The sequence below is a fragment of the Epibacterium sp. HA2-3 genome, from assembly GCF_055693725.2.
The window spans coordinates 275,001-287,318 of the sequence record NZ_JBVFUL020000002.1 but is presented as its reverse complement, the minus strand read 5'-3'; the positions used below and the strand labels follow the sequence as shown (position 1 = coordinate 287,318).

At 58.0% G+C, this 12,318-nt stretch carries 9 protein-coding genes; 4 read left to right on the top strand and 5 right to left on the bottom strand.

Annotated elements, in window-relative coordinates:
• Window positions 1–4 precede the first annotated feature (4 nt).
• The 3 genes from dctP to ACZ1HH_RS15855 all read right to left on the bottom strand — a co-directional run bounded on the left by dctP (window position 5) and on the right by ACZ1HH_RS15855 (window position 4,205).
• Window positions 5–1,003 (bottom strand): TRAP transporter substrate-binding protein DctP, encoded by a 999-nt coding sequence (gene dctP, locus ACZ1HH_RS15865; RefSeq protein WP_416369982.1) that lies wholly within the window; start codon window positions 1,001–1,003, stop codon window positions 5–7.
• Between the two features lie 746 nt (window positions 1,004–1,749).
• Complete coding sequence (locus ACZ1HH_RS15860) at window positions 1,750–3,594, bottom strand: methyl-accepting chemotaxis protein (protein ID WP_472635306.1); 1,845 nt, start codon at window positions 3,592–3,594, stop codon at window positions 1,750–1,752.
• A 41-nt stretch (window positions 3,595–3,635) separates the two neighbouring features.
• Complete coding sequence (locus tag ACZ1HH_RS15855; RefSeq protein WP_472635305.1) at window positions 3,636–4,205, bottom strand: PDC sensor domain-containing protein; 570 nt, start codon at window positions 4,203–4,205, stop codon at window positions 3,636–3,638.
• 314 nt (window positions 4,206–4,519) lie between these two features.
• On the opposite strand from ACZ1HH_RS15855, the gene ACZ1HH_RS15850 reads away from it, so the two are divergent.
• From ACZ1HH_RS15850 to fdhF, 3 genes are all read left to right on the top strand, one after another.
• Window positions 4,520–5,407: a LysR family transcriptional regulator gene (locus tag ACZ1HH_RS15850; RefSeq protein WP_044026442.1), complete on the top strand. Its 888-nt coding sequence runs from the start codon at window positions 4,520–4,522 to the stop codon at window positions 5,405–5,407.
• A 113-nt stretch (window positions 5,408–5,520) separates the two neighbouring features.
• Window positions 5,521–7,209, top strand: a complete 1,689-nt coding sequence (locus tag ACZ1HH_RS15845; RefSeq protein ID WP_472635304.1) for an NAD(P)H-dependent oxidoreductase subunit E — start codon at window positions 5,521–5,523, stop codon at window positions 7,207–7,209.
• Between the two features lie 3 nt (window positions 7,210–7,212).
• Window positions 7,213–9,987: a formate dehydrogenase subunit alpha gene (fdhF, locus tag ACZ1HH_RS15840; RefSeq protein WP_472635303.1), complete on the top strand. Its 2,775-nt coding sequence runs from the start codon at window positions 7,213–7,215 to the stop codon at window positions 9,985–9,987.
• Between the two features lie 266 nt (window positions 9,988–10,253).
• Here the strand turns inward: fdhF and ACZ1HH_RS15835 are convergent, their stop codons facing one another.
• On the bottom strand, window positions 10,254–10,535 hold the full coding sequence (locus tag ACZ1HH_RS15835) for a DUF1330 domain-containing protein (protein ID WP_011536809.1): 282 nt from the start codon (window positions 10,533–10,535) through the stop codon (window positions 10,254–10,256).
• Between the two features lie 96 nt (window positions 10,536–10,631).
• Between ACZ1HH_RS15835 and ACZ1HH_RS15830 the strand changes: the two genes are divergently transcribed.
• A complete protein-coding gene (locus tag ACZ1HH_RS15830; RefSeq protein ID WP_487320508.1) occupies window positions 10,632–11,507 on the top strand; it encodes a LysR family transcriptional regulator in 876 nt (291 codons plus the stop codon).
• A 280-nt stretch (window positions 11,508–11,787) separates the two neighbouring features.
• On the opposite strand, the gene ACZ1HH_RS15825 is transcribed toward ACZ1HH_RS15830, so the two are convergent.
• The gene (locus ACZ1HH_RS15825) at window positions 11,788–12,066 is read right to left on the bottom strand and encodes a hypothetical protein (RefSeq protein WP_472635462.1); all 279 of its coding nucleotides are present in this window, start codon (window positions 12,064–12,066) and stop codon (window positions 11,788–11,790) included.
• Window positions 12,067–12,318: the final 252 nt, after the last annotated feature.

Here is a 12,318-nt window from a genome sequence, read left to right as displayed (position 1 = left end):
GTGATTATTGAACAGCCGCCAGCACGCGATCGATGACGTCTTTGCCGACTGCGCTTTCCATTGTCGGCCAGATGGTCGTGCGCACATACTCGGCCATCGCCTGTTGATCCTCGTCGTTGAGTTTCAAAATGGTGTAGCCGCTGTCGATCAGCTTTTGACCGAAGGCTGCGTCGTTTTCGCGGTTGTAGGCGAAGAAGTCGGCCGAGGCTTTGCTCATCGCAGCTTGAATGACGTCGCGCTGCTCGTCGTTCAGCTTGGCGAGGGTGCGCTCGGAGCCATAGTAGAATGTCTGTTCCAGCAAAGAGTTATACTCGATGAAGTGGCTGCCGACGTCGGATTTAGCAAAGATCGAGTATGTCGCGGTTTTTGTGCAGCAGATCGCGCCGTCGACGATGCCGGACTGAAGCGCCGGGAAGATGTCACCCCATGCCATTGTGGTCGCACGATAGCCGAGGGACTCGACGGTGGCCTTTACAGCGTTTGACGACCAGACGCGGATGTTCATGCCTTTGTCGTCGAAGGTGTTCCAGTTGTCGGGCTCCTTGGAGGCCACGATGCCGACAAAGCCCTCGGGGTTCGCGGCCATCACGCGCACACCATATTCGTCGGTAATGTCCTGCAGGATGCGATTGTAATCTGAATCCATGTCGCGCAGGACGCGGTCCATGTCATCATAGCTGCTGACAAGGAACGGCATGTTCAGGAATTCCAGACGGGGATCCGTATCGGAGTAAATGAAAGCCGATGCAAAATCGATGTTGCCGCGCGCAACGTCTTCGAACAGGGCTTCACCGGAGCCGAGCTGGCTGGCGGGAAAAACCGTCATGTCGAGACCAACATTCGCTGCGTTCACCTCTGCAGCGACCTGTTCCATCATCTTTGTGCCTTGATGGTCGATGGGGAACACGCCTGCAAAGCGCAGCTTGATGTCGTCGGCGAAGGCCGGCGTGGCAAGGTGGAGGGCCATCGTGCCGACGGCCACGGCTTTCAAAAACACGTTCATTCCTCGTTCTCCATGTTGTGAGGTCTTTGGTTTTTAAGTCCGGCGGGGTGGGGATGTGGTTTGGCAGGTTCTAGGTAGTCCTCAGGGCGCACCTCGCAGGCATTGGCAGCGCGAAGTGCGGCATTGGAACTTGAGAACCAGATCTTCATTGCGCCCGGCCTCCTCCCTCCCGGCATCCGCTTGTCTTATACTTATAAAGTATCCAAAATCCAGTATTTCGAATTCAGAAATGTGAAAATTCAGCTAAGACTTTGATTTCATTGTTCCGTACTCCATATAGCTGGGGCGCGGATGCAAGCAGGAGAAGCAAAGCTAGGTGGTTCATTCGATACAATGTCGCGCGGGCTACGCTGGAGCTGTTGGATTGTACGTGAGCCTGATGCAGGGATTAACATCGCAAAGACAATGGTTTGCGCGTTCCAGTGGGCAACTGGATACGCAAGTGTTCGATTCGCCCCACTCGCCTGACCTCTGAGCGCATCGATCTTTTGTGAAGGCGTTAGTGAACTCGATAGGGTCGGGTTCTTCGAGGATTGACCTGCTTCAGCTGGTTTTTTACTTGACTGTTGGCTTCGAGGCGCCGGGCGCGATAAAGGACAACCCCAGAACGCAAAAGCCCCCTTTGCGGGGGCGCTTTGAGGTCCTGTTCCACCGTCATTGCAGAGTTTGATGGGATGAGCCTGAGTGTATTTTGGAAAGCCGGGCGCGCGTGCAAATGCCGCGCGCCTCGCGAAAATACGGCTGGGTTAGAAGTCCTCCCAACCCACCGCTTTCTTTTGTAAAATCTCCGCGTCTGCCACGGGCGCCTCTTGGGGGGATTCTTCTGCCGCATAGGCATGCGACACATCCGCCTGTGCCACAGTGGGGGCTTCAGGTTCTGATTGGGATTTGCGCTTGGTGTCACCGGTCTTGAAGATCGCCACGACACGCGCGAGTTGCGTGGCATCATTGCGCAACACCTGGCTCGCAGCGGTCGTTTCCTCAACCATGGCCGCGTTGTGTTGCGTCACCTGATCCAGTTGCGAAACGCCGGTGTTGATCTCGTTCAAAGTGGTCGACTGTTCCTCTGCCCCGGTTGCGATGCCGCTGACGTGACCGGAGATCGTCCCGACACGACCGATGATCTTGTCGAGCTCCTCACCCGTGCGGCCTACAAGGCGCACCCCTTCACCAACCTGTTCCGTGCTCTCGACGATCAGGTGCTTAATCTCTTGCGCGGCATCCGATGACCGTTGCGCGAGGGCGCGGACCTCAGAGGCCACAACCGCAAAGCCACGGCCTGCTTCGCCGGCGCGCGCGGCTTCGACGCCTGCGTTGAGCGCGAGGAGGTTTGTTTGGAATGCAATGTCGTCGATCATGGTCAGAATCTTGGAGATCTTGACCGAGGAGGCCTCAATGTTGGACATGGCTTCCACTGCATCCGAGACCACCTTGCTGCTCTGTTCGGCAGTGGCACGGGTTTCTTCCATGATGCCTTCGACTTCACGCGCGCCACCGGCTGCGGAGCGCACGCTGCCGTTGAGCTCCTCCATCGCGGCCGCGGTTTCCTCAAGCGTGGCAGCCTGGCTTTCGGTGCGCTGAGACAAGTCAGCAGACGAGACGCTGATCTGCTCCGCGCTTGAGCGAATGCGCTCGCTGCTCTCTATGACGGAGTCGATGATGCTGACCATGGTGGCTCGCGTCGTATTGAAGTTGCGGCGCAGGGTTTCGTATTCCTCGGCAAAAGGATCATCAATCGCCTGGGTAAGATCGCCGTCAGACATGCTTTTCAGCGCGTTGTTCAGGGCATCGACGACGTGTTTCTGATGGGCTTGTGCGGTTTCGCGTTCTGTTTCCTTGGCGTGTGCCAGGGCCAGCTGCTGCTTGAGGTTTTCAACATTTCGGGCGATGCGCCCCACCTCATCCGCTCGTTCCAGATACTCGACAGGCTTGTCATACTGCCCTGCGGCAATGTCGACGATGCTGCTGCCGAGATCCTTCAAAGGAGCGCTGACGATCCGGCGCAGGACCATGGAGGCAATGAACATCATCGCAAAAAACAGCACAGCACCGGCGCCATAGGCAATCATTTGTTGCTGAAGAGCGCCGATCATGGCTGCTTTGCTTGACCAAGTCATGGCAATCGCCCCAACGGGGACACCTTTGGAGGTGGTGGCGGGTACGGCAAAGACTTCGCCATTGGCGCTCACTTGCATCTCGTTGCTCTCAAATGCCGCAAGAGCGAGTTCGGAGAGCAGGTCAAGTTGCGCTTCACCTGCGTCGCCAGCGGAGGCAATCAGGTTGCCGTCCCCGTTGACCGCAATCCCGTTCAGCGAGCGCCCCTCGGACATTTCGATGACCAAGGACAAATCTGCGAGCAGCTTGTCCTGATCGCCAAAACGGATCGCCCCGCCGCTGCGCGAGGCGACTGAATAGGTGACATTCTGACCAAGGGTACGCACACCTTCCCGGACGGTTTGGTCAATGATCAATTTGTTTGCGACGGTGATGAAGGTTACGATCACCAGCGTTGCCGCTGCCAACAACAAGCTGAGCTTGGTGAAAATGGACCATCCCTTGAGGGCGGAAGATTTGATTTCAGTGGTCGCCATGGTGTTGCATATCCGTTCAGTGCACCCGTCAGGTTTGGACTTTAGAGAAGGCTTTCCGCGTCAACGCCCACGGTAATCGCGCCAATCGGAGATCCGGTTTCCGGATCAACAATCGTGACCGAGATTTGGCCCTGATAGCGCTGTGTGGACTCATCGAGCTCGACCCCGCTGATGTGAACGCTGCCTGCGCCCTTACCATAGGTGTCCTGGAATTTTGCTTCGTCCCCTTGCCACATGTCCGAGGTGACATCGGAGGCAGCGACGTTCAGTCCGTGTTCATCCATGATGAAAATTTCCGTCATGGCGCCCATGGAGGCATCGATACGGGCGCGCAATGCGTCTGAGACCGGATTCTCGAGCACGGGTGCGATCGGATCATTCTGGGGCGTTGTGACCGTACCCCGCCAGGCTTGGTCCATTTCCTCGATCTGAGTTTGGGTAAGGCCAGCGTGTGCATCGTTTTGCGCCTTGATCGCCGCGACGATCTCCGGGGCATTGGCCCAGTCCATGATTTCATCGTTCATGTAGGCCTCAAGGGCCGGGGTGAACTCATCTGAAGCGATCGCCGGGACGGCCATGAGCAAGGCCGCAACTGTGGTTACGAGACGCACGATTTAACTCCTTCATATCGGGGACATCCGCGAAGATTATGGTTTAATGAGGTAAAGCAGAGAGTTTACCAGCCAATTAATTGACCGTAAGCGCGCGCCTCACGTCGGCAGTCGCAGCGCGAGGATAGAATGGCAGTTGGGATTAACCTATAGTATCAACGAGATACGTACCCCTGTCCTGAGCGGTCGGTTGTGCCTTTGCGCATTTGCTGCGCCAATGTGCGCGTCTATGGATGCGAAATTACGTGACATTTTGAGTGATTTATGACCTCTGAAATCGCCAGTGCGAGTCAAAACAGGGCCAGTAAGCGCGGATGATTGAACTTAAAGATCTGCAATTGTTAACAGCCCTGGCGCGCCACCAGCATTTCGCGAGGGCGGCTGAGGCGTGCCATATGTCGCAACCCGCGTTCTCGATGCGCATTCGCAGCCTCGAGGATAAGCTGGGACTCTCGATTGTGCGCCGTGGCAATCGGTTTCAGGGACTCACGGCGGAAGGCCAGATGATCGTGGAGCGCGCGCGTGGGATTCTCGACGACGCAAAGGCGCTTGATCAGGAAATTGCTGCCGCCCGTGGCGAAGTGACCGGGACTTTGGTGATCGGGGTTGTGCCAACGGCGACCTCTTATGCGGCGCAGCTTGTGGATCGGATGCATCAGGCGCATCCTCGGGTCTTCGTGCGCCTCGAAGTCACCACCTCGCTCAGCATTCAGCAGCGGCTCTATGATGGGACGCTGGATGTGGGGGTGACCTACAGCGACAGCGTCGGTCGCGACGACATGAGCGTCACGGATCTCTACGACGAGGCCTATGTTGTCTTTGCCTCCGAACAGATGCTGTCGGGACACGAGACGCAGATGTCGTGGCGCAATGCGGCACAGCTGCCGTTGAGTTTGCTGGAGCCGCAAATGCAGAACCGGCGTATTCTGGACCGGATTTTTGCCGATCTCGATCTGCGACCAGAGATCGTTTCGGAGTCCAGTGGCTTTATGGCGTCACTGGTGATGGCGCGGGCCGGGTCGGTGGCCACCATCCTTCCTCAGGCCCTGGTCGAAGCCTTGGGGCCACTTCAAGGGACACGCACATTGCGGTTGGTCGATCCCGAGCCCTCGTGGCCGATTTGCCTGGCCTCTGTCGAGCGTCAGCCTGAACTGACGACCATCCGGGCGCTCAAGGCTGTGATCGCAGCGGGGCCACTCTAGGTCGCTGCGTTTGCATCATAAGCAACGCTGATTGCGCCTTCGCGCATTCGAATTTGACCAAATAACTAGAGGGTGTGATCCCGGGCCTACGGCACCTGAACCGGGAGACACCCATGGCACCTCTGGACAATACATCTGGCGTTTGGAAATCCGGACGCGGCAAGGGGCGCAAAACCCCAAAAGGTCGTCAGCTAGACGATCAGGCGCATACCGAGATCCTGGATCTTCTGGGCGCGCGTCCCCGCGATCGCGATCTGTTGATCGAGTTCCTGCATCTGGTTCAGGACAAATTCGGCCATATTTCCGCAGCGCATATCCGCGCGCTCTCTGAGGAAATGCGGGTCGGTCAGGCGGAGATCTACGAGGTCGCCAGCTTTTATGCGCATTTCGATGTGGTCAAAGAAGGCGAGACACCGCCGCCTGCTCTGACGATCCGGGTCTGTGATTCATTGTCCTGCGAACTTGCGGGTGCCGAGCAACTGACAAAGGCGCTGGAAGACGGCATGAACCCCGCGCAGGTCCGCGTTTTGCGCGCGCCCTGCATGGGGCGGTGCGATACCGCGCCGGTGCTCGAGATCGGTCATAACCACATCGACCACGCCACCCTCGCAAAGGTCGAGACAGCGATCGCGAGCGATGACACCCACGCCCACATCCCCGATTACGAGACCTATGAGTCTTATGCCGCAGAGGGCGGCTATGCCGTTTTGAAAGATCTGCGCGAGAGCGGCGATTGGGAAGCGGTCCAAGAAAAAGTTCTGTCGGCAGGGCTGCGGGGTCTTGGGGGTGCAGGCTTCCCGTCCGGCAAGAAATGGGGTTTTGTGCGTGCCAATGAGGGGCCGCGCTATCTTGCCGTGAATGGCGATGAAGGCGAGCCGGGGACTTTCAAGGATCGCTACTATCTTGAGCGCACGCCACATCTTTTCCTTGAGGGGATGTTAATTGCTGCTTGGGCGGTGGAGGCGGAGAGGGCCTTCATCTATATGCGGGACGAATACCCGGCCGTACTGGAGATCCTGCGCCGCGAGATTCGCGCGCTCGAGGAAGCGGGCATCGTGGAGGCAGGCTATATCGATCTGCGTCGCGGGGCAGGGGCCTATATCTGCGGCGAAGAATCCGCGATGATCGAATCCATCGAGGGCAAACGCGGCGAGCCGCGTCACCGCCCGCCCTTTGTGGCGCAAGTGGGCATCTTTGGGCGGCCGACCCTCGTGCACAATGTCGAGACGTTGTATTGGATCGCGAAAATCAATCGCGAAGGGCCAGAGTGTCTGAACGCGGTTGAGAAGAACGGGCGCAAGGGGCTGAGGTCCTATTCCGTCTCCGGTCGCGTCCAGAACCCGGGCGTGCATCTGCTGCCTGCTGGCTCCACCATCCTTGATGTGATCGAAGCCGCGGGGGGCATGCTCGAGGGCCACTTGTTCAAGGCCTACCAGCCGGGCGGGCCGTCTTCGGGTTTGTTGCCTGCACATATGAATGACATTCCGCTCGATTTTGACACGCTACAACCACATGGATCATTCATTGGCTCTGCCGCTGTGGTGGTGTTGTCCGATCAGGATTCCGCGCGGGATGCGGCGCTCAATATGCTGCGGTTTTTTGAGGATGAAAGCTGTGGCCAATGCACCCCTTGCCGGGTGGGCTGTGAAAAGGCCGTGAAACTGATGCAGGCCGAAAAATGGGATCAGTCGCTTCTTGAGGAACTCAGTCAGACCATGGTGGATGCCTCCATCTGCGGTCTGGGCCAAGCCGCGCCCAACCCGATCCGCCTCACCATGAAACACTTCCCCGAGGAGATCTGAGAGATGTCCGATAAAATCACCTTTACGCTCGACGGCGCGCAAGTCACCGCCGACGCTGGCATGACCATCTGGGAAGTCGCCCATGGTCGCGGCCTCAAGATCCCGCATCTCTGCCACAAGCCGCAGCCCGGCTATCGCCCCGACGGCAACTGCCGCGCCTGCATGGTCGAGATCGAGGGCGAGCGCACGCTTGCGGCCTCCTGCATTCGCGAGCCCAGTGAGGGCATGGTTGTCACCACCAACAATGCACGCGCCGAAAACGCGCGAAAGATGGTGATGGAGCTGCTGGTTGCGGATCAGCCCGCGCAGGAGGTTGCGCATGATAAGTCCTCGCATATGTGGGATATGGCAGAGCTGAACGGGGTTTCGGAGTCGCGCTTTCCCAAGCTCGAAGAGGGGCACATCCCGCTGCTGGATGACAGCCATGTTGCGATGAGCGTGAACCTTGATGCCTGTATCTCTTGCGGGCTCTGCGTGCGCGCCTGCCGTGAAGTGCAGGTGAACGACGTGATTGGTATGGCGGGCCGGGGGCACAATGCCTATCCGACCTTTGATATTGCCGACCCGATGGGCGAGTCCTCCTGCGTGGCCTGCGGCGAATGCGTGCAGGCCTGCCCGACGGGCGCACTGATGCCCGCGACCGTGGTGGATGAAAACCAGGTGGGCGATCGCAAGGACTTTGATTCAGAAACCGAAAGCGTCTGCCCCTTCTGCGGGGTCGGCTGCAAAGTCTCGCTCAAGGTAAAAGATGGTAAGGTCAAATATGTCGAGGGCATCAATGGCCCCGCGAACGAAGGCCGTCTCTGCGTGAAAGGTCGTTTCGGATTTGACTATATCCACCATCCGCACCGCCTGACCAAACCGCTGATCCGTCGCGAGGATGCACCGGCCAAAGGGCTGAATGTCGATCCCGGGAACCTGATGACCCACTTCCGCGAGGCAAGCTGGGACGAGGCGATGGATCTGGCCGCGAAAGGTCTGATCAAGCTGCGGGACGCAGACCCCAAATCTGTCGCAGGTTTTGGGTCGGCAAAATGCACCAATGAAGAAGCCTATCTCTTCCAGAAGTTTATTCGTCAGGGCTTCAAGCACAACAACGTCGATCACTGCACCCGCCTGTGTCATGCCTCTTCTGTGGCGGCACTGATCGAGAACGTGGGCTCGGGGGCTGTGACCGCAACCTTCAACGAGATCGAGAACGCGGATGTAGCGATCATCATCGGCGCCAACCCGATTGAGAACCACCCTGTTGCTGCGACCTATTTCAAGCAGTTCACCAAACGCGGTGGCAAGCTGATTGTGATGGATCCGCGCGGTGTCGGCATGCGCCGATATGCGGACGAGATGCTCCAGTTCCGTCCAGGTGCCGATGTGTCGATGCTCAATGCGATCATGAACGTGATCGTGGAAGAAGAGCTCTATGACAGCCAGTATATCCACCGCTGGACCGAAAACTGGGAGGCTGAAAAAGAGCACCTGCGCCAGTTCACGCCAGAAAAGATGTCGGAAATCTGCGGCATCGAGCCAGAGCAGCTGCGCCGCGTGGCCCGGACCTTTGCAGGTGCCGAGGCGGGGATGATATTCTGGGGCATGGGCGTCAGCCAGCACATTCACGGCACTGACAACTCGCGGTGCCTGATCTCGCTGGCCTTGATGACAGGCAATGTCGGTAAACCCGGTGCGGGCCTGCACCCCTTGCGGGGGCAGAACAATGTGCAGGGTGCGTCGGATGCGGGTCTCATTCCGATGTTCCTGCCGGACTACCAGACTGTCACCTCTGACGATGTCCGTCGCAGCTTTACAGATGTCTGGGGTGGGGGCGATTTCTCCAATGAGAAGGGCCTCACCGTGACGGAGATCGTGGATCAGGTTTATGCGGGCAATATCAAAGGCATGTACATTCAGGGTGAGAACCCTGCCATGTCCGACCCTGACGCCGATCACGCGCGCGAGGCCTTTGCCAAGCTCGACCTGATGATCGTGCAGGATATTTTCCTGACCGAGACGGCGAATTTCGCCGACATCATCCTGCCCGCCTCGACCCTTTATGAAAAGAACGGCACGGTGTCCAACACCAACCGTCAGGTGCAGCGCGTGCGGCCTGCCGTCACCCCTCCGGGTGAGGCGCGCGAGGATTGGAAGATCACCGTAGAATTGGCACAGCGGATCGGCTTGCCTTGGGCCTATAGTGATGTTTCCGAGGTTTTTGCCGAGATGAAACTCAATATGAAGTCGCTCGACAATATCACCTGGGAACGTCTGGAGGTGGAGACCATCACCTATCCCTCGCTGCATGAGACCGACCCGGGTCAGGCGATTGTGTTTGGCGATGGCTTCCCGCGCCCCGAGGGGCGGGCGAAATTTACGCCTGCCTCGGTGATCCCGCCGGATGAGGCCCCGGATGCGGACTTCCCGATGATCATGACCACGGGGCGTCAGCTCGAACATTGGCATACGGGCTCCATGACGCGGCGCTCGCTTGTGTTGGATGCGGTTGAGCCGGAGGCAAACTGTTCGTTGCATCCGCGTACCCTGCGCACCCTTGGGGTTGAGCCGGGCGAGATGGTTCGACTGTCCACGCGTCGCGGCTCGATCGAGATCATGGCTCGTGCGGACCGCGCGGTGGCCGAAGACATGGTCTTTGTGCCCTTTGCCTATGTCGAGGCAGCGGCCAATATCCTGACCAACCCGGCAATCGATCCCTACGGCAAGATCCCCGAGTTCAAGTTCTCGGCTGTGCGGGTTGAGAAGGCAGAAGGGCAGATCGCAGCCGAGTGACGGTGCACCCTTTATCTTTGATGATGGCGGGCGCGGACCTTATGGCTCCGCGCCCGCTTTTTCTGGTGGGGATGCACGGACGCACATGGGCGAGGCGCAGGGGTGGCCGGCCCATGGGGCCAAGTGAAACCTGCCACATGCATCGATGGTGACGTAGATCTTCACATATGCAGTGTTGCAGCTTTAGGTCGAAGCAGCGGCCCATGTCTGCTTGTGTCGCCCCCAAGGGCAGAATCTGCATCGAAGACATGCGAACCCTGACGCGTTTATGCCATCAGGGTAATGGTGCTTTGTCCAGCGCCGCGTCGAAGCGCATGCACGTCAGAGAGCGCGGGATCGTTGATCCAGGCTTTTGCGCCTTCGACTGTTTCAAAGACGAGGATCGCTCCAAGCCCGGTTTCATCCCGCGCGCCCTCCAGAATGGTCTGTTGTGGCGTTGCCTGCGCCACCCGCCCTCCATGTTTTGCAAGCGCATCTCCGGCTTTCTCGCGATAGGATGCGAGGCTGTCAGCATTAGCGACAATAATATTTGCATAGGCGTAAACCATTTTGGTCTCCTTGTTTGTCGAACACGGAGAACATGGGGCGTGGGAGCAAATGCGAAAACACGTGCTTTCGCACTCTAGTCATGCGAAAACGCATGCATGCAGTTAAACTGGGATGATATGCGCACGGTTCTCGCTCTGGTGCGCTGTGGCACACTCGCTGCTGCAGGGGACGATCTGGGTGTGACCTACACCACCGTTGCCCGTAGGGTGACACGCGCCGAGAAGGCATTAGGCCAACCCTTGTTTGAACGCCACCCCGAAGGCTATGTGCCGATGCCGCTCGCGCGCGATTTGGCCGTGGCTGCGGAGGGTATGGAGAGGGAAGAACACCAGTTGCTGCGGCGCGTCACTGGAAAGGACCAGACCCTCTCGGGGCGTCTCACCCTGACTGCACCGCAACTCCTGATACAGGCACAGCTTGCCCCGGTCTTGAAGCGCTTCATTGACCTCTATCCCGAGGTCGAACTTGTGGTGAAGGCCAGCAATGATCTCTTGGATCTGAACAGACGAGAGGCAGATTTGGCGATCCGGATCAGCTCTGAACCGGGGGAGACTTTGATCGGGCGTCAGTTGACTGCCCAAAAGAGCGCCTGTTTTGCGGCGCCCGAGGTGGCAGAGGCGGCAGCTCGGTCACCGGAGGCGCCCTTGGATTGGGTGCTCTATACACATCACAAGGCACCTCCCAAGGTCGCATGGGCTATTCATCCCAACTCCCGTGTGCGTGCGCGATTTGATGACATGGTGGCGCTGAAGGCCGCCGCCGAAGCAGGGATGGGCGCGCTGCGTATGCCAGTCTTTCTGGGGCGCACCTCCCCTGCTCTGGTCCCACTTCGACATCTTGCAACAATGACCTACGCGCCGATCTGGATGCTCACGCACAAGGATTTGCGTCAGTCGCGCAAGGTCGCCGCCCTGAAAGAGCTTCTGGTTCCCTGGTTCCGAAAGAATGCGGCGATCTTTACCGAACTCTGATCGGCAAGCCCGTCTCTATACACTCACGCGCCCTCGCCAGCGTGTCGGTGTCCCCACCGCGTTTGTTTAGGTTTGTTGCTTTGTTTTCGGTTTTCTTCCGTGTGGGATTTTGGGCCGAGTCTGTGGGTAAGTGGGGTTTGGCTGTGGGTAAGGGGTTCGGGTTTGGCGTTTGCAGGATTTTGGTGGGGCGCTGCTGCGGGGGTCTGAGCAGTGGCTTGCGGATGGGGGTGCGCGGGGTTTGGAGCTAAAGCATTGATATTATGTGATTAGTTCAGAAAGTTCATTTTTGTTGGTTGTTGGTGTTTTTTTGGGGTTGCGACTCTTTTCGAGTATCCATAAACAGCGCTTCACCGGCGGCGCTGAGGCGCGGTTGGCTGCGGCGGGGACGCTGCTGACGGATCGGAAAGACGGTTATGACGCTCAGGAGAGACTGGGGCATTCGAGTATGGATGTAGGCGGTGGCGCTTAAGATTTGCGCGACGGTCTGCTTTTGGGTCTTGGATGTTTGCTCTTTGACATTGTTGGATGACTGAAGAGATATGTGGGCGGTTTGGTTCATTTCGATGGATCAACGTCTGTATATCAACGCTCTTAGGACGCAAGTCCGATGATTGAGTGTCAGCTTCACTGTCTTGTTCGGCTTCGGTTTCTTTTGAAACCAAGCACAACAGACAGAGAATAATTGGTTGCATTTCTGGTTCCTAGCCGGGTCAGATCGCAGGTTCAGTTCCGCCCTTGGGATTGGATTTTGTTAAAGCAACCAGTGATGTGCAGAGGTTCGAACGTCAAGGATAGCAGCGTAAGCTGCTTT